We start from the raw sequence: 17,226 nt of genomic DNA on the forward strand, positions 1-17,226 counted from the left end.
GTGTTTTATAACAACCAAAGACTGCATTCATACCTGGATTACAAAAGTCCGAACCAATATGAAGCTGAAGCAGCAAAAACGATGAAAGTTGCTTAACTGGGGTGTCCGGTTTTACTTGACCAGGTCACAATGATCGTCGTCGAGGTGTCCAGCGTGGCGCGGGTCACGCTCTTGGCTTCTTCCAGATCCAGCACGGTGATAGTGCCGGCTTCGCGCAACGCTGTGTGGTAGGAGTGCTGGCGGTCGCGCAAGGCACGCAGCGTCTGCTCGCGGATCGGCTTCGACGGCACCAGCCACAGAATGACGCTGTGCTCGCAACGCAGCAAGTGCGTGTTGACAAGCTGTACGCTCTTCGCCGCCAGCCAAGTCTTGCCGCCGCCGGTGGGCACGCGCAGACAGAAATACGGCATATCGGCCGGGAAGCCCGATAGCGGGTTGTACGGGCTGCCACGGCCCCACAAGCGCTCCGTAGTCGCGGTGAAGGCAATCGACGGGGACGGCAGTTCGTGGCAGGCCTTGAAGTAGGCTTCCACACTGTCGAGCACTTGCGACTGGTAGGTTTTCGGGGTGAAGTTGCTCATGCCTTGTCACCATAATCGCCGGACGGCTCCTGAGCGTGAAATGTTTCGGCAGGTGGTGCCTCCGGCGCCAGATATTCCAGCTTTCCATCACGGTTCACCACAATGGCCGTGCCAGTTTTTATGGCCAGTTCGCGGGCGCGCAGGGCGGCACGCTGCAAGGCGGCTGACGAAAGGCGAATATCGGCGTCGTGAGCCTGTTCAATTGGTTGTTTGTTCACGGTTTTTCGCTCCAGTTCAGCAAAACCGGCTGGACGCCGGCATTGTCGTACAGCGCCCACGCATCTACCTTGGGCGCATACAAATGTTCAAAATTCGTTCGACCCGCAGTAAATCGGCGACGGATCACCTCTTCTGGAACGTTATGCCCGCCTTGCCTGACGCGCAGTATCACGCGGGCGATAGCTTCCTCCGGGCTAGCCAGTTGCAGGAAGATCAGCTTGACGCGATAGCCTGCGCGTTGCCATTGCTCGATTAGGCGCAAATAACCACGCCCGGACAGAGTGGTTTCAAAGGCAAAGTTTTCGCGCGCTGAAAAATGACGCGCCATTTCCTGCAGCATCACCCGCCCGGCCCGAATTGCCGCCGTTTCGGGTGCAAAAGGCGCCAACCCCGCTGCAATCAGGTCGGCATTCACGAATATCGGGCACCCCGCTTCATTGGGCAGAAACTCGCGGGCAAAGGTGGTTTTTCCGGCGCCATTGGGTCCGGCGATAATGATGATGCGTGGCTTGGCTTCCATGCTCACACCTCCAGTGCGTAAGGCGTTTGCTTGAAGGTGATGCCTTCGCGCGCAGCGCGGCCGCCCATGCGGTTGGCAGCGGCGTAGATCACTTTGGGGCCAGCGAATTTTGGCAGCACCTCGAACACCGGCCCGGTGAGCACATTGCCACCGCTCACAGATTTGTCCTTGAGGATGCCGTTGTAGAGCAGGTAGATGCCGCGTCCCTCATGCACGCCCAGAAGTGGCGACAAAATCCCCCTCACTCCCCCTTTTCCAAAGGGGGAAGCCTTTTGCGCTTCACCATCCATCCCCCCCTTTGAAAAAGGGGGGCTAGGGGGGATTTGAAACCCAGTGCCGGTCTCGGCAAACCAGACAAACTCGGCCAGTTGGGCGAACGTGACGTCAGAGCGAATCTGCCCCTCAGCGGTAAACAGCGGCTCGGCAGACAGGCAGCAGAGCTGGAAGCCGCCGCCCAAACCTTCGACGGTGTTGCCCTTGGCGTTGGTGTAGCCGGTGACGACACGATTCATACGTCCAGCAGTGACGTTCTTAGCGATGTCAGCGTCCATTTCGACGAGGATGAAGCGGCGATTGCCCCCGTCCTCAGCGTTCTGCTTGAGCACCGCGTGGCCAGTGGTGCCGGAGCCCGCGAAGGAGTCAAGAACCAGCGAATCCTTGTCGGTCGCGATTTGCAGAATGCGCTGGATCAGTCGGGTCGGTTTCGGGGTGATGAAAACATCGTCCGAGGTATCGAAATCAACGAGGTCCAACAGTTCCCTTTTGGCCTCCTGCGTATGGCCCACATCTTTGTAGAACCACATCGTTTGTGGAACGATTCCGTCTTTTACGTCGGACAGATAGCGTTTGACGCGAGGCATATTGTTTCCCGATTCGCCCCACCATATTCGTCCGTCCTTATCGAGTTTGTCGAAGTTCGCCCTCGACACCCTCCAGTACATTCCTTTACCTGGACCGGATATAACTCGGCCAGATGGGCAAGTCACGGGGTACGTGCCCTCGGAGTAATAGTTGCGAGCTTGTAAATCACCAGACGCCCAAGCCCCGCGAACGTCTTTGTCAGTATTCTTGTAGCGTGCTGTTGCATCATCTCCACGAGGAAGGAGGTTCGGCTTCCACGCGTTCGCATTACATGCGTAAATCACAATGTAGTCGTGATCTTCTGATAGGTGACGCGCTGAGTTCTTTGGCGAAAATATCTTCTGCCAAAGCACCGTTGCCACAAAGTTCTTTGTCCCGAAAATCTCATCCATCAACAACCGCAACGTCGCCACCTCGTTGTCATCGATGGACACAAAGATGGCCCCGTCATCCCGCAGAAACTGCTTCAGCAACACAAGGCGCGGATACATCATCGATAACCAACGGTCGTGGCGATCCAGCGTCTCGCCTTCCTTGCCGACCACCTCGCCCAGCCAGCGGCGGATTTCGGGGCTATTGACGTTGTCGTTGTAGACCCAGCCCTCGTTGCCGGTGTTGTAAGGTGGGTCAATATAGATGCACTTCACTTGGCCGGCATAGCGTGGCAGCAGGGCTTTGAGTGCGTGCAGGTTGTCGCCCTGCACGATAAGATTGCCGCTATCAGCAGAGCCGCAGGAGAGTTCCGGCACCGATTCAAGCAGACGAAACGGCACGTCCTTATGGTGCTTGACGACAGCTTCTTTGCCGATCCAATTCAATGTTGGCATTCAGCCCATCCCCTTAGTTCTTTGACGATAGCGTTTGGCCATCGCTGCGTTGTTCTTCATCCGCGCCGCCCACGCGCACCCACTCATCGATCTCGGATAACTGGAATTTCCACAGTCGGCCAATCTTGTGCGCAGGCAGGCCCTTGCGTTCGCGCCGACGGTAGACGGTGTTTTTCACCACGCCCAGATACTGGGAAATTTGTTCGGCTGTGACCCACGGTTTGGTGTTCATGGCATTGACGATCAAGCGTTGACCTTCATGGTTGTCTTAAATCGTTGAAAGTCTAACAGGATGGTGGTTTTCTAGCCATAAAAAGCCTTCGATGCAACATTACGCGCAACGCAAGGTTGTGGCAGCGTTTTTTTATGCCTGACCGGTGGCCGTGGTTGGCACAGAACCGAGCGTTGTAAGTTTTTGATTCTAATAGAACAGCATTTGCGCATAAGCTCTTGTGTGGAGTGGTTTGAATGAAGTACGGAATATAAACCGCTTTAAGGAAACTCTGATTAAGTCCTTCGGTAGGAAACGGCAAGGTGTTGATTACGTTCGTAGTGAGATTCGAAGGACTCAATCAGAGCTTCCTTATCGAACTAGGGTGATTAATTAACATAGTGTAACTGTCTTTCTTGCGTGCTACCCAGCCGCGGATTTCAAGCGATTTTCCCACGTAAGTATCCAGCGCAGGAAATAAATTGAGGTTGGTATTAGCGACGCGTATGTCTACTTTGTCATTAAACAGCAGTCGCGTATATTTCTTACTTTTCCTAATCGAAACCGGGATTCCGGTAAATCGTTGCCAGCCTTTGGTGTGATTGGCAATCTGGGAAATTGGCCGAAGTTGATACTCCGGCATGCCCCAAATACCCAGTTTTAATTTCTCAGCATGTTGTTGCGCTTGAATCAGTTTGTCGCTGTAACGCCCGTTGGGCGGGATGATGCTGACTACGGCCAAGCCGTTTTCCAGTAAAGCAAGGTTGAGATGCTTGCCATCCGGTAGAAATACATGCGCCAATAAACGTTTATATTTATCCCGTTTTACTTGGTCATATTCCAAATAAACCTTATTTTCCTGCAACTGAGCCTGCAGCCATTTTTTTGCGGCGACACCGCCGGGCTCTTCTGCACGTTGACGGCTTTCAATTTCGGGTGTGTTGACTCCCAATAAACGGACATGTTTCTTGTCTTCCAGAATAATCGTATCACCATCGTATACGCGGGCGACTGGATACAATTGCCGGCTGGGCTGGCTGATGATCTTGACGGGTGCTGCACCGGTGGAAGGTCTGTCCGAATAAGTTACGCGGCCTTTTTCATCGACACTGCGGTATATTTCGGTAGCAAATGACGCCGGAGCGACAAAATTGAGAATCAAGCAAAAGATCAGATAATATTTTTTGCTGAAGAACATGATGTTATCTTGAGAAAATGGTGTGTGTCATATTTGATAGATCACTTATAACGCCATGGTATGCTAAACCCAGAGAAATATGGCAAAATGAAAAAATTCAGCGGTTACTGCGCGTTAGGACTAGAAAGTGAATTTATGCAAAAAAATGAAATACTATCAGTTAAATGGCTATCGGTACTGCTTGGATAAAGCCTATTTCGGTTCTCTCTTTCACAGCGTATAAAAATTCTGAAATAAATCAGATCAAATGTACCGTATGCGTCAAACACAATGCGTTTGACATACTTTGTACAATGGAGTGCTTTAATTAATGGAAATTGATAAGGTCATTGATTCTACTGTTGAACCTGTTTCAAACGCTGTGGCATCGATAGTTTTTTACAGTGTTCAATTCTTGGATCTTGAGATCAAGTTGATATTGATCTGGCTGGTTGCCGCGGCACTTTTTTTTACCGTATACCTGGGTTTTATCAATATTCGCTATTTCAAGCACGCCATCGATGTTTTGCGCGGGAAACATGATAGCGGAAATTCAAACGGACATATCAGCCGGTTTCAGGCATTGATGACTTCACTGTCGGCAACGATAGGCCTAGGTAATATCGCGGGTGTGGCAGTAGCCATTTCAGTGGGAGGGCCGGGCGCTACGTTCTGGATGGCCATTATGGGTATTTTCAGTATGTCGACCAAGTTTGTTGAAGTCACCTTGGGGATTAAATACCGGCAATATGGAAGCAAGCACAATCCGAATAGCATATCGGGAGGCCCGATGTATTACCTGCGCGGCGCGTTTGATCGCCTACAGCAGCCGAAAATGGGCAGGTTTATGGCGGGATTGTTTGCGGTATGTTGTATTGGCGGCACTATCGGTGCGGGTGGTTTGTTTCAAGCTAATCAGGCCTATCAGCAGGCATTAGTTGTAACGGGAGGAGAGGCCGGTTTTTTGGCTGGCAAGGGCTGGCTTTTTGGTTTGTTCATGGCCGTTCTGGTTGGCATGGTGATTATTGGCGGCATTCAGTGGATTGCAGCGGTAGCCGGTCGTATTGTTCCTGTGATGGCGATCATTTATATCATTGCCGGTTTGGTCGTGATTGGCGTTCACCATGCGGCAATCCCGGGTGCGCTAAGAACCATTTTTGAGATGGCATTGTATCCGCAGGCAGGCATTGGTGCTTTAATGGGCGCATTGCTAATGGGCGTGCAGCGCGCTACTTTTTCCAATGAAGCCGGGTTGGGTTCATCGGCGATTGCGCATTCTGCGGTAAAAACCGATGTGCCGGTCAGTCAAGGGATGGTCGCGATGCTCGGCCCATTCATTGATACCGTAGTCATTTGTATGATTACGGCATTGGTGATTGTCATATCCGGCACTTATGTGGAAGGAGGGGGCATTGAAGGGGTGCAATTGGCTTCACGCGCTTTCGCATCCGGCATTTCGTGGTTTCCTTACGTATTAGCCTTAACGGTTTTTCTGTTTGCCTATTCCACCATGATTTCCTGGTCGTACTATGGACTAATATGCACGACGTATTTGTTTGGTGAGCGGCTTGTCGTAGCGGGGATTTATAAAATTTTATTTTGCGCGTTCATTATCATTGGCGCCTCAGCGCAATTATCCAATATTATTTTATTTACCGATTCGATGGTGTTTGCTATGGCGATTCCCAATATCATTGGGTTATATTTGCTGGCACCCGAAATCAAGAATGATCTGCGGGTTTACTTGCAGGATCTGAAGGAAAAAACAGAAAAACGATCGTGAGAACGCATATAGCGCAATATTTCGAAAGAAAGTGGATTAAAATTGCGACTCGCCCGGTTTTACGGATAATCAATCAATTTATAGCGCGCCAATTTCAAAGCCAAATCACCGTATGACAGCTGAAACTCTAATTGAGGTCAATGACCTGAATTTTTCCTATGGCGCGCGCGCGATTCTGAAAGGCATTCAGATGTCCATGCCGCGAGGTCAAGTCGTGGCTATCATGGGAGGGAGCGGGTCGGGTAAAACGACGCTACTCAAATTGATTGGCGGCACAATTCAGCCAACTTCCGGATACGTGAAATTTGCTGGAGAAGTCGTGCACGAGCTCAATCGCGATGCGCTATTCAAGCTGCGACGTAAGATGGGTATGCTGTTTCAGTTTGGCGCGTTGTTTACCGATTTGTCGGTTTTTGATAATGTCGCATTTCAGATGCGCGAACATACTAATTTGCCGGAATCGATGATTCGTGATTTGGTATTAATGAAATTGCACGCAGTGGGTTTACGCGGGGCGCATCACCTAATGCCCAACGAGCTATCTGGCGGTATGGCGCGGCGCGTTGCTTTGGCGCGTTCCATCGCGCTGGATCCGATGCTGATTATGTACGATGAGCCCTTTACCGGGCTTGATCCGATTTCACTGAGTGTGATTGGAAACTTAATACGCCGGTTGACCGATGCACTGGGTATGACGTCCATCGTGGTGACACATGATGTGCAAGAATCTTTGAAAATTGTGGATTATGTTTATTTCATTGCGGATGGCGTGATAGCCGCCGAAGGCACGCCAAAAGAAGTGCGAGAATCGATCGCGCCTTTCGTGCATCAGTTTGTTCATGGTGAAGAGGATGGACCAGTGCCGTTTCATTACCCTGCACAGACTTATAAAAAGGATTTGAATCTGGAGGATAATTTTGCCTAATCGGATCGTGTCCAGTATTCAGAATATCGGGCATCGGGTGATTGAAAGCGTTTGGCGGCTGGGTGTTGCCAGTCGCTTTTTTATCCTGGTTTTATTAAAATCCGGCACCAGTTTGCGCCGTTTTAATCTGGTCATCCGTGAATTGTATTTCACCGGTGTCTTGTCTCTGATCATTATTGTCGTATCCGGATTGTTTGTGGGTATGGTGCTGGGGCTTCAAGGCTATGAGACATTGCAGAAATACGGTTCGGAATCAGCGGTGGGTACACTGGTCGCTTTGTCATTAGTGCGTGAACTGGGTCCTGTCGTCGCCGCGTTATTGTTTGCCAGCCGCGCCGGTTCTGCGATTACCGCAGAAATAGGATTAATGAAAGCGACGGAACAACTGGCGGCTATGGGGATGATGGCGGTTGATCCGATTGCACGTGTGGTGGCGCCGCGTTTCTGGGCTGGCGTGATTTCCATGCCGTTTTTGGCGGCGATATTTTCTGTAATGGGTGTGTTTGGCGGTTATCTGGTGACAGTGGTATTCATTGGCGTGGATGAAGGCTCCTTTTGGTCGCAAATGCAAAGTGCGGTTGATTTTAGATTTGATATCTTAAACGGTTTTATTAAAAGCTGTTTTTTTGGGGTGGCCGTCACAGCCATTGCGGTTTTTGAAGGCTACGATGCACCGCCCACGGCAGAGGGCGTGTCAGGGGCGACGACACGAACTGTGGTCACTTCATCGTTAGTGATTTTAGGACTTGATTTTATTTTGACCGCTTTTATGTTTAGAGGGGTGAGTTGATGCAGCGGACAACAATGGACTTGTGGGTGGGATTATTTGTGGTCACGGGTATTATTGCACTCATGATACTGAGTCTCAAAGTGGGTAATCTGAATGTTTATAATCCTTCACACAGCTATGTCATCACCGGAAATTTTGAAAATATCGGCGGATTGAAAGTTCGCGCACCGGTAAAAGGTGCTGGCGTTGTGGTTGGGCGTGTAACCGATATTCAATTCAGCACGCAAACTTATGATGCGATCGTTACCATGAGCCTGGATAGCCGGTTTACATTCCCGAAAGACACTTTTGCCAGCATCTTGACGTCAGGTTTGCTGGGCGAGCAGTATATCGGATTGGCTGCGGGCGGGGATGACGTGATGTTAAAAGACGGTGATAAAGTCATGAAAACCAATTCCGCCATGGTGCTTGAAGAACTGATCGGGCGTTTTTTATTTGATAAAGCGGCTAAAGATGATTCTTTATGATTGAACGGATATTTGTTAATTTTATTCTTGTTGGTTTAGTATTGCATATTACTTAAAATTTTGGTGAGGGAACAATGAAAAGATTTCTTGGAATAACTGTATTGCTACTTTCTAATTTGTTAGTTTTTCCCGCATGGTCAATGGATTTAGCGCCTGACAGACTGGTCGATAAAACCGTTAAGGAAGTGATCGAGATTATCCAGAAAGATGAAGCATTGAAAAATGGCGATCGGGATAAAATGCATGATCTGATTGAAACTAAGATACTGCCGCATTTCAATTTTTCACGCATGACCCAGCTTGCAATGGGGCAGCACTGGTCAAAAGCAGCGCCGGAGCAACAAAACAAACTGGTGAATGAATTTCGCACACTGCTGGTGCGTACGTATTCCAATGCATTGACCAGTTATAATAAGGAAACGATTAATGTAAACCCGATCAAGCAATTGGGCGATCAGGTGGAGACAACAGTCCGGACTGTCGTCATTCAAGGGAACGGAAAAGAACCGGTGCCAATTGATTACAGCATGGAAAAAAAACCGGATGGCTGGAAAGTTTATGATGTGACGGTTGCCGGGGTGAGTCTGGTAACGAACTATCGCGGAACTTTTAACAGCCAAGTCCGCAAGGGCGGTGTCGAAGGATTGCTTAAGGCATTAACAGATAAGAATAAGTCTCTGGAAGGTAAGAAATAATACCGGCGGATGAATAATCTGGATGCTTTGATATCAATAGTTTTTCGCGATGACGATACAGTTATCGTGCAAGGTCCGGTAACCATTGATAATGTTGTGAAGCTGACTGAGGATGGGATTGCATTGTTCGACGACCATCCCTTAACGATTGATCTGGCTAAAGTGACTGAAGTGGATTCAACGATTATTAGTATGTTACTGGAGTGGTTGCGTGCGACACGCAAGAACACTTATTCTTTGCAGTTTATTAATATGCCAGAAAGCCTTAAAAGCCTGATCCAGTTATATGATGTGGTGGAATTGTTCCCGGTTTCAATCAAACCACAAGTAAGCGCGCTATCTGATCAGGCTAAATCCTGCTGATCTTTGAAACCCTGAGCCAATCTTCTTCTCATCTATCCATTGAATGTTGCCTGCCATTGAAGTCAAGCAAGTGTGTAAGCACTTTGGTAATTTACGTGCATTAACCGATATTGATCTTGAAATTCATGCGGGAGAATTCTTTGCTTTGCTGGGACCTAACGGCGCCGGTAAAACAACACTGATCAGCATTATTGCCGGTTTGACTCTTGCCAACAAAGGCTCAGTGCATGTGATGGGGCACGATGTGCGTACACAATATCAGCAAGCCCGCCGGAATTTGGGTGTGGTGCCGCAAGAACTGGTTTTTGATCCTTTTTTCACCGTACGCGAAGTACTGTTAATCCAATCCGGCTATTACGGCATCAAGGAAAATTCCCGGTGGGTTGATGAGATCATTGAACGCCTGGATCTTTCTGACAAAGCGAATGCAAACATGCGTGCACTGTCAGGCGGTATGAAACGCCGTGTTTTGGTTGCGCAAGCGCTAGTGCACAAGCCACCGGTTATTATTCTGGATGAGCCGACGGCTGGTGTGGATGTTGAGTTACGCCAGACACTCTGGGATTTTATCAAGCAGCTCAATCAAGATGGACACACAATCGTTCTGACTACGCATTATCTCGAAGAAGCGGAAACGTTGTGTCATCGGGTTGCGATGCTGAAAGAAGGAAAAATAGTTGCACTGGATAGTACGCAAAACTTGATTGGAAAAATGATCGCCGGGAAATCGGTGCGGCTACGATTGGTACCGGACAAGTTGCCACCCACATTGCAGTCATTACAAATCAGTCATCACGACGGAATAGCCGAACTTAGAATTGAAAACTATGCACAAGTGGAATTTATTTTGTCGTCATTGCGAGTCGCGGATATCCAGATACTGGAAATGCATTTGCAGCAGCCGGATCTGGAGGATGTTTTTGTCAGCATCATGAGAAAAAGCGGGAGTCAATCGAAATGACCGGATTTCTTACGTTGCTCTATAAAGAATTGCTGCGGTTCTGGAAAGTCGGTTTTCAAACGATCCTGGCGCCGATGGTCTCTACTTTGCTGTATTTGCTGATTTTTCTTCATGTGTTGGAAGCGCATGTGGAAGTTTATCCAGGTGTTGCTTATACCGTTTTCCTGGTTCCGGGTCTGGTGATGATGGCTGTCATACAAAATGCATTTGCCAACGCATCGTCCAGCATGATTCAGTCAAAAATCAGCGGCAATATTGTGTTTATCTTATTGTCGCCATTGTCTTATCGCGCCATTTTCTTTGCCTATATTCTGGCATCGATTGTGCGCGGATTGTTGGTCGGCTTGGGTGTTTATTTGGTGACACTGGTGTTTTTTGATATTCCGCTGCAACTGCCATTCTGGGCGCTGTTGTTTGTTATATTAGGTAGTGCGATTTTGGGTGCGCTGGGTTTGATCGCTGGTATCTGGGCCGATAAGTTCGATCAATTGGCGGCTTTTCAGAATTTTATCATTATGCCGCTGTCATTTTTATCCGGTGTGTTCTACACCATACACTCATTACCCATCGCCTGGCAGTACCTGTCTCACCTCAATCCTTTCTTTTATATGATCGATGGATTCCGCTATGGCTTCTTTGGCGTATCGGATATTTCGCCTTATATTAGCTTGTTGATTGTGGCAATATGTTTACTGGCCATTTCCCTATTGGCCATTCGTATGCTCAAAGCCGGGTATAAATTGCGCTACTAGATTCATTGTTTTGATACCAATTGCTTATTTTGTAACCTAATAAATTGCGTGAAGGAGACTGAAATGCTGACAGCTGAAAACGTAAAAATCTATATCGAATCCTCGTTGCCGTGTGAATACGTAGCGGTAGAAGGAGATGATGGGAATCACTTTCACGCGTTGATCGTAAGCGCGGAATTCAACGGGAAAAATATGATTCAGCAACATCAACTGGTGTATAAGTCGCTGGGTGACCGGATGAAACAGGAAATTCATGCGCTATCGATGAAAACGCTGACACCGGAGCAATGGGCTAACCAGTCTTGAGCTGGGAATTGAGAAAACTTGTTTTAAGGTGGCAATACAAACCTTAAAACAGTCTGATCAACCGGTAATTCGTTATAATCTCCTCTTTTTTTGCTAAATTTGGAATTCCATTGTTTAGAATACTTGGTGCCTTAGCGGGCTTCTTCATCCTTGGTTTCTTAGGCATTTTCCTAGGTTACTTTGTCGGAAGCATCATTGATCGATTCAGAGCTTTTGGTTCGGCTGGGATGAATCCATTGAATGCTTCGCGCCGTCAGTCGATTTTCCTGGAGACTGTTTTTATTTTGATGGGAAAACTGGCCAAATCAGATGGTCGTGTTTCAGAGACTGAAGTGTCGCATGTGCAGCAATTCATGCAGAAACTTGGCATGACACCGGATCATCGGCTAAAGGCAATTGCATTGTTCAAGGAAGGTGCTTCAGCAGACTACGATATCCATCCAAAAATTAATGAATTCCTGGCCGTATGCGGCCCTTCCAATAATTTGAAACAAATGCTGCTGGTTTATCTCATTATCATGGGATTATCCGATGGCCAATTAAACTCTGCCGAAGAAGAGCTTCTTATTGTAGTTGCCGGGCGCCTTGGATATAGCCCGGCCGCATTTAAGCAATTGCTCGACATGGTGCTGAATCAGATGCATTTCGCCGGTGGTCAAAGCACATCGGCCAGTGCTTTGGAGGATGCGTACAAAGCTCTGGGTGTCAGCAAAGAGAATACCGATCAAGAAATCAAACATGCCTATCGTAAATTAATGAGTCAATATCATCCTGATAAATTAATGGGGCAGGGTGTACCGGAAGAAATGATCGCAGTGGCGACCGAACAGGCCCAAGAGGTGCAAACAGCCTATGATTTGATCAAAAAGAACCGGGATCAGAATCGTGCCGCAGGCTAAGGAGTTTCTGAACAACCCTCCTGTCATTCCGAATGTAATGAGGAATCTTTGGGAATCAACAGAATGGATTTCTCGCTGTGCTCGAAGCGGCCGGTTAGAAGCTTGTTAGCTAATCAGTACTTGCTAAACGTTACAGGATAATGAAACCGCTGCTTTTTAGTTTCCGCCGTTGTCCTTTCGCGATCCGTGCCCGATTGGCGATCAAAGTTAGCGGCGTTGAAGTGGATACACACGAAGTCAGTTTGCGTGCCAAACCTAAAGAAATGATCGAATGCTCACCGAAAGGCACGGTACCGGTACTAAAGTTTTCTGACGGCCGTGTGCTCGAACAAAGTCTGGATATCATGCAATGGGCGCTTTCCCTGAATGATCCGGAGCACTGGCTGGATAGCGATCCGGGCGCTTCGGCTGAGATCATGTCACTGATCAAGCAAAATGATGAATCGTTTAAACCTGCGCTGGATCTCTACAAATATGCCGTCCGCTTTCCGGAGCATTCTGAAGCGTATTACCGGGAGCAAGCTGAGCCGTTTCTAGCCGAATTGAACACACGCTTGAGCAAGGACGGTTATCTGCTGGGCGGGCGTTACACACTGGCGGATATGGCGATCTTTCCGTTTATCCGGCAATTTTCCAATGTCAACCCGGATTGGTTTTATGCCTCTCACTATCATCATCTGATTGCCTGGTTAGATCGGTTGATCAGTTCAGAGTTATTTCAAAACATTATGCAGAAAGAGACTGATTAACTAACTGCCTGTTAAAGCAGCCATAAAATACCACTCTCATTCACAGATTCAAAAATAATAACTATGCATATATAACATTTAATGTTATATATGCATAGATGATAACACGGCATCTTGAAGATAAAATTCGCTCCGCTCTGGCAACTAATTCGTCTGTGGTGCTTATGGGGCCACGTCAAGTAGGCAAAACAACGCTTGCTATTAATATTGCGGATACTATTCCATCGGTTTATCTTGATCTGAAAAACCGGCTCGATTTGCAGAAAGCGCAGAACATTGAAGCTTTTCACACAGCAAACAGCGATAAGCTGATTATTTTGGACGAAGTACAACGATTGCCGGATATATTTGCGCAGATTCGCGGACTCATTGATCAACAACGCAGAAAAGGTAACAAGGCAGGGCAGTTTCTGTTTTTAGGCTCAGCCTCCATTGATCTGCTTAAACAATCCAGTGAAACTTTGGCCGGGCGTATTTCTTATATTGAGATGTTTCCGGTTAATGTCTTGGAATATGCAAAAAGCGTTCAAGAATCCGAAGCCGTCAATGAGCTTTGGTTGAAGGGTGGTTTTCCAGACAGCCTGTTGACCGGTAATGACGTAACCAGTTTGAACTGGCGCTATGATTTCATCAGAACTTACCTTGAACGGGATATTCCGCAATTAGGCCCAAGAATTCCTGCGGAAACGTTAGGAAGATTCTGGACGATGCTGGCGCATAGCCAGGGAACCAATATCAATGCGGCCAAGCTCGCAGCCAATATTGAAGTTTCAAGCGTAACCATAGCGCGCTATATCGATCTTCTGGTTGATCTGCTTCTAATCCGTAAAATACAACCCTATACGGCCAATATTAAAAAGCGCCTGGTCAAATCGCCCAGAATTTATGTACGTGATAGCGGTATCACGCATGCACTGCTGAATATCGGTTCGTATAATGATCTACTGGGACACCCTGTCGTCGGCAAAAGCTGGGAAGGGTTTGTGATAGAAAATATAGCCTCTGTTTTACCGCCACGCGTAAGGCTCTATTACTATCGAACGGCAGGTGGGGCTGAGATTGATCTTGTCTTGGAGTTTGGCGTGGATGAGAGATGGGCGATAGAAATTAAAAAAGGGACATCTTTTAGCCTGGGACGTGGATTTCATGAAGCTTGTGAAGATATCCAGCCGCACAAAAAGTTTGTCATTTATGCCGGGAAGGATAGATTCCCGCTACAGAATGAGATTACGGCCATCGCCCTCTATGATTTCATGGATCTTCTGAAAGAAAAAAGGGAATAATGGAATTCAGCGGGTGTTTATCAACTGTAGCTAGTGCACCTTGTTTATTAACATAAATACAGAACTACAAATCCGAAACAGGTGATGCGCACATCACAAGGCCACTAAACAAATTCATCGGCTATATGCTTAATTCGTGACCTGTCCCCTTGTGCTGCCGTTAGGCATACCCAACTACATCAACCGACAATTGAATCAGTCAATGCTATGTGGTAAGCTAATATGCGTGGGCCGAAATATCGGGTGGGTTACAGTGGGCCGGGAAACCGGCCCCGAATACAACGCATGAGATGGGTGAGCAGTCATGAGCAAACGCTTCCTAAGGTGGGTCGAGACCTGGATCGAGGATAACATTTCTCCCGGCGCCAATCCCGACATCGAGAGCCACGAGGCGCGGACAGAGCGGCTGACGAAGAAACTGTTCGCCGAGGCGGCTGCAGCCGGCTTCTCAAAGTTCGAGATCGAGGAGGAGCAGGGGCGCGTCCCGCCCTTAGTCCAGGCTTCGGTCGCGGACAGCACCGACTTCGACGTCGATGCCTATATACTCAAGACGCAACTGGCGATGGAGAATGAAGACGGCGACTGAATCCCGCCATCCGACTGTAATGGTCAACTAAAACCGGATACTGTTTTAAGCAGTCTTTCTATAAAAAGGGTATCAGGTCTAGAATCAGGAATTCTTACTCTTTAGCCTTTCTCAGAATAACCTCAGTCGTTGTTGGATGCAATTGATAGCGTATGGCCAGGACCAAGTGCCGAATTACGAATCCGGAACAGGTGATGCGCACATCACACAAAGCTGCTGAACTATACCTAATTCTAATTCATTAGCTATATTCTCAATTCGCGACCTGGCCCCATGCTTCTGCGCGAATGTGGCCCACATCACAAGGCCACTAAACAAATTCATCGGCTATATGCTTAATTCGTGACCTTTCCCCTTGTGCTGCCGTTAGGCATTCCCGCTTGAACGATGGGTAAGATCTGATTTTTCCAACCTTTCAGCGAGCCAAACTTTAATAATAGACTGCCGGGTAACGCCTAATTTCCCGGCTTCTCTATCAAGTGCCTCAATCATCCATGTTGGAAAATCTACATTGACCCGTTTTTGCTCTTGTAAAACCCGCTTGGCCTTTGATAAATCCAACGAAGCGGTAATGTCATCATTTTCATCAAATTTATGCTCAAAATCTTTAGCTTTCATACAGTGCAACCTCCTCGGTGCGTGAGCGACGAATAGAAACAAGCCTAACATTTGCTCCTCGATAGGTAATAACAGCAGACCAATGTTTGTTGTTAATAACACCAACAATCAAATAACGAGGCTCATCTTCAGTTTTTGCAGGGATTTCCAAGAGTCTTGGGTCATTCCAAAGTAATTGTGCATCAATAAAGTCAATACCATGCTTTTTGAGGTTGGCCTGAGTTTTGTTTCGTCGAATTCAAAAGTTATCATGGTATATAAATTATACTTTTACCGCACAACACAAGAATCGAGGAATGCGTTTTAGCTCTGCCGTTCGCGGTGAGGCGCGGGCACAACGGTTCGACCGAAGGGTTGGTTGCCAGTATAGCTAGGGTCTGGCACCGAATTACGAATCCGAAACAGGTGACGCGTACATCACAAGTCCGCTAAACAAGACTATATAGAATTCGTCGGCTATATTCTCAATTCGCGACCTGATCCCGTGCTTTGCTATTATGTGGCAGCAAAACCATCATCTAACAATCTCTCTAGTGTAGCGAACTCTGAATCATAAAACTCGGTATTGACGAAGCAATTAACGGGAATACATGTTTCCGATCGGCCAAGCATTATTTCTCCCTCTTGGTCCCAAATTTCCAAATGACCATTACTTAGTATGCATAGTGAAAAGTGTAGTACATTCAACTCGTGACGAATATAGGTTTTATTCTCACGATTAGGTGTAAAACCTACTCCATGAACAGGATCAAAAACTAATCGCTCATCCGCAAACGAAAGGACAGTTCTAATACGAATTGCTGCGTCTTCTGAAACTAAATCAAGAACCATGCCTCCCTCAACTTGTCCTGTAATCTCAGGTCTCATGTTCTCGAATGAATAAACTTCTGCTCCATGACGAGCCGCCACAGTATATAAATCTGGTATCTCGACAATTGTACCTTCTGGAATCGGGATAGAATTTGTCAGCTTGTCGATCACTTCTTCCGAAAGTAATTCTTTGAATCCTGCGAGCTCATAGAGATGCTCGCGCCAAAGCGTGTGTGATCTTTTGAGGCTTGAATTCTCTTCAATAGCTAGTTCTGCGAGATTTCTTAGTAATGGCAGATCTTTTGATAACCGGAAATGATCATCAACTTCGTCTGGGTTAACATATGGGTTTCTCTCAGCATGAGCTATCGCATTACGACATTCGTCCCTTAGATACGCACTCACATCGGTATCTTGCGACCTAAGCTCCTCACGCCTTTCTTTAGCTCGATGATCGTCGAGACGATCTAAAGCATCAGCGATCCATGCCTCACGTTTCTTACCATTAGGAAGAAGAGCACCTATCACTTTAAAAAGGGATAAAAAACCATAAAAGGGATTATCGAGTGATATTCCTTCTCGATAAAAAGCAATTGCTGCTCGTTCTTCATCTGTACTTGGAATGGGCATATCACTGACTTCTAAGAAATTAGTGATAATGCGCCCTCTTCGGACACCAATTGGTCTTGGAAGGTTGCCTCCCCCCCCAAGCAATATGACCTGGTCAAGTAAAACCGGACACCCCAGTTAAGCAACTTTCATCGTTTTTGCTGCTTCAGCTTCATATTGGTTCGGACTTTTGTAATCCAGGTATGAATGCAGTCTTTGGTTGTTATAAAACAC

24 protein-coding genes are annotated in these 17,226 nt (G+C 47.4%); 14 read left to right on the top strand and 10 right to left on the bottom strand.

All coding sequences use genetic code 11. The features are described from left to right. On the top strand, positions 1 to 96 hold a 96-nt coding region (locus QZ942_RS14135), incomplete at its 5' end, for an IS3 family transposase (RefSeq protein ID WP_366835997.1). Here QZ942_RS14135 and QZ942_RS11180 read toward each other — a convergent pair. The 6 genes from QZ942_RS11180 to QZ942_RS11205 form a co-directional block, all read right to left on the bottom strand. Further along, positions 93 to 581 carry a DEAD/DEAH box helicase family protein gene (locus QZ942_RS11180; RefSeq protein ID WP_292995573.1) on the bottom strand — a complete coding sequence of 163 codons (489 nt, stop codon included), beginning with the start codon at positions 579 to 581 and terminating at the stop codon, positions 93 to 95. The genes QZ942_RS14135 and QZ942_RS11180 overlap by 4 nt on opposite strands. Next, positions 578 to 799 carry a hypothetical protein gene (locus QZ942_RS11185; protein ID WP_292995575.1) on the bottom strand — a complete coding sequence of 74 codons (222 nt, stop codon included), beginning with the start codon at positions 797 to 799 and terminating at the stop codon, positions 578 to 580. The genes QZ942_RS11180 and QZ942_RS11185 overlap by 4 nt, the downstream gene beginning before the upstream one ends. Then, positions 796 to 1,320, bottom strand: a complete 525-nt coding sequence (locus tag QZ942_RS11190; RefSeq protein ID WP_292995577.1) for a zeta toxin family protein — start codon at positions 1,318 to 1,320, stop codon at positions 796 to 798. The genes QZ942_RS11185 and QZ942_RS11190 overlap by 4 nt, the downstream gene beginning before the upstream one ends. A 2-nt stretch (positions 1,321 to 1,322) precedes the next feature. Next, positions 1,323 to 3,008: a site-specific DNA-methyltransferase gene (locus QZ942_RS11195; RefSeq protein WP_292995579.1), complete on the bottom strand. Its 1,686-nt coding sequence runs from the start codon at positions 3,006 to 3,008 to the stop codon at positions 1,323 to 1,325. Positions 3,009 to 3,021: 13 nt separating this feature from the next. Further along, complete coding sequence (locus QZ942_RS11200; protein ID WP_292995581.1) at positions 3,022 to 3,255, bottom strand: helix-turn-helix domain-containing protein; 234 nt, start codon at positions 3,253 to 3,255, stop codon at positions 3,022 to 3,024. A gap of 325 nt (positions 3,256 to 3,580) precedes the next feature. Beyond that, positions 3,581 to 4,417 carry a thermonuclease family protein gene (locus tag QZ942_RS11205; RefSeq protein ID WP_292995583.1) on the bottom strand — a complete coding sequence of 279 codons (837 nt, stop codon included), beginning with the start codon at positions 4,415 to 4,417 and terminating at the stop codon, positions 3,581 to 3,583. A gap of 310 nt (positions 4,418 to 4,727) precedes the next feature. Here QZ942_RS11205 and QZ942_RS11210 point away from each other — a divergent pair, with 310 nt between their 5' ends. The 13 genes from QZ942_RS11210 (at position 4,728) to QZ942_RS11270 (ending at position 14,955) form a co-directional block, all read left to right on the top strand. Beyond that, on the top strand, positions 4,728 to 6,179 hold the full coding sequence (locus QZ942_RS11210; protein ID WP_292995585.1) for a sodium:alanine symporter family protein: 1,452 nt from the start codon (positions 4,728 to 4,730) through the stop codon (positions 6,177 to 6,179). 112 nt (positions 6,180 to 6,291) lie between these two features. After that, positions 6,292 to 7,104: an ABC transporter ATP-binding protein gene (locus QZ942_RS11215; protein ID WP_292995587.1), complete on the top strand. Its 813-nt coding sequence runs from the start codon at positions 6,292 to 6,294 to the stop codon at positions 7,102 to 7,104. Next, entirely contained in the window at positions 7,097 to 7,894 is a 798-nt protein-coding gene (gene mlaE / locus QZ942_RS11220; protein ID WP_292995589.1) for a lipid asymmetry maintenance ABC transporter permease subunit MlaE, read from the top strand. Before QZ942_RS11215 ends, mlaE begins: the two co-directional genes overlap by 8 nt. After that, on the top strand, positions 7,894 to 8,361 hold the full coding sequence (gene mlaD / locus QZ942_RS11225) for an outer membrane lipid asymmetry maintenance protein MlaD (protein ID WP_292995591.1): 468 nt from the start codon (positions 7,894 to 7,896) through the stop codon (positions 8,359 to 8,361). The genes mlaE and mlaD overlap by 1 nt, the downstream gene beginning before the upstream one ends. A gap of 74 nt (positions 8,362 to 8,435) precedes the next feature. Beyond that, entirely contained in the window at positions 8,436 to 9,056 is a 621-nt protein-coding gene (locus QZ942_RS11230; RefSeq protein ID WP_292995593.1) for a phospholipid-binding protein MlaC, read from the top strand. Positions 9,057 to 9,065: 9 nt separating this feature from the next. Continuing rightward, positions 9,066 to 9,419, top strand: a complete 354-nt coding sequence (locus tag QZ942_RS11235) for an STAS domain-containing protein (RefSeq protein WP_292995595.1) — start codon at positions 9,066 to 9,068, stop codon at positions 9,417 to 9,419. A gap of 43 nt (positions 9,420 to 9,462) precedes the next feature. Beyond that, on the top strand, positions 9,463 to 10,380 hold the full coding sequence (locus QZ942_RS11240) for an ABC transporter ATP-binding protein (protein ID WP_292995597.1): 918 nt from the start codon (positions 9,463 to 9,465) through the stop codon (positions 10,378 to 10,380). Continuing rightward, positions 10,377 to 11,132: an ABC transporter permease gene (locus QZ942_RS11245; RefSeq protein WP_292995599.1), complete on the top strand. Its 756-nt coding sequence runs from the start codon at positions 10,377 to 10,379 to the stop codon at positions 11,130 to 11,132. Before QZ942_RS11240 ends, QZ942_RS11245 begins: the two co-directional genes overlap by 4 nt. Before the next feature lie 63 nt (positions 11,133 to 11,195). Continuing rightward, a complete protein-coding gene (locus QZ942_RS11250) occupies positions 11,196 to 11,438 on the top strand; it encodes a BolA/IbaG family iron-sulfur metabolism protein (RefSeq protein WP_013966565.1) in 243 nt (80 codons plus the stop codon). A 110-nt stretch (positions 11,439 to 11,548) separates the two neighbouring features. After that, on the top strand, positions 11,549 to 12,337 hold the full coding sequence (djlA, locus tag QZ942_RS11255; RefSeq protein ID WP_292995601.1) for a co-chaperone DjlA: 789 nt from the start codon (positions 11,549 to 11,551) through the stop codon (positions 12,335 to 12,337). 140 nt (positions 12,338 to 12,477) lie between these two features. Next, a complete protein-coding gene (locus tag QZ942_RS11260; protein WP_292995603.1) occupies positions 12,478 to 13,086 on the top strand; it encodes a glutathione S-transferase in 609 nt (202 codons plus the stop codon). Positions 13,087 to 13,184: 98 nt separating this feature from the next. Next, the gene (locus QZ942_RS11265) at positions 13,185 to 14,369 is read left to right on the top strand and encodes an ATP-binding protein (protein WP_292995605.1); all 1,185 of its coding nucleotides are present in this window, start codon (positions 13,185 to 13,187) and stop codon (positions 14,367 to 14,369) included. Between the two features lie 304 nt (positions 14,370 to 14,673). After that, a complete protein-coding gene (locus QZ942_RS11270) occupies positions 14,674 to 14,955 on the top strand; it encodes a DUF768 domain-containing protein (RefSeq protein WP_292995607.1) in 282 nt (93 codons plus the stop codon). A gap of 366 nt (positions 14,956 to 15,321) precedes the next feature. Here the strand turns inward: QZ942_RS11270 and QZ942_RS11275 are convergent, their stop codons facing one another. The 4 genes from QZ942_RS11275 to QZ942_RS14140 form a co-directional block, all read right to left on the bottom strand. Further along, positions 15,322 to 15,573 (bottom strand): CopG family antitoxin, encoded by a 252-nt coding sequence (locus tag QZ942_RS11275; protein WP_292995609.1) that lies wholly within the window; start codon positions 15,571 to 15,573, stop codon positions 15,322 to 15,324. Further along, positions 15,563 to 15,811 (bottom strand): BrnT family toxin, encoded by a 249-nt coding sequence (locus tag QZ942_RS11280; RefSeq protein ID WP_366836427.1) that lies wholly within the window; start codon positions 15,809 to 15,811, stop codon positions 15,563 to 15,565. Before QZ942_RS11280 ends, QZ942_RS11275 begins: the two co-directional genes overlap by 11 nt. A 257-nt stretch (positions 15,812 to 16,068) precedes the next feature. Next, on the bottom strand, positions 16,069 to 17,013 hold the full coding sequence (gene mauJ, locus QZ942_RS11285; protein ID WP_292995611.1) for a methylamine utilization protein MauJ: 945 nt from the start codon (positions 17,011 to 17,013) through the stop codon (positions 16,069 to 16,071). A 117-nt stretch (positions 17,014 to 17,130) separates the two neighbouring features. Then, the coding region (locus QZ942_RS14140) for an IS3 family transposase (RefSeq protein WP_366835997.1) at positions 17,131 to 17,226 on the bottom strand (96 nt) is incomplete at its 5' end.

Source organism: Nitrosomonas sp., assembly GCF_021731985.1.
Lineage (GTDB): Bacteria > Pseudomonadota > Gammaproteobacteria > Burkholderiales > Nitrosomonadaceae > Nitrosomonas.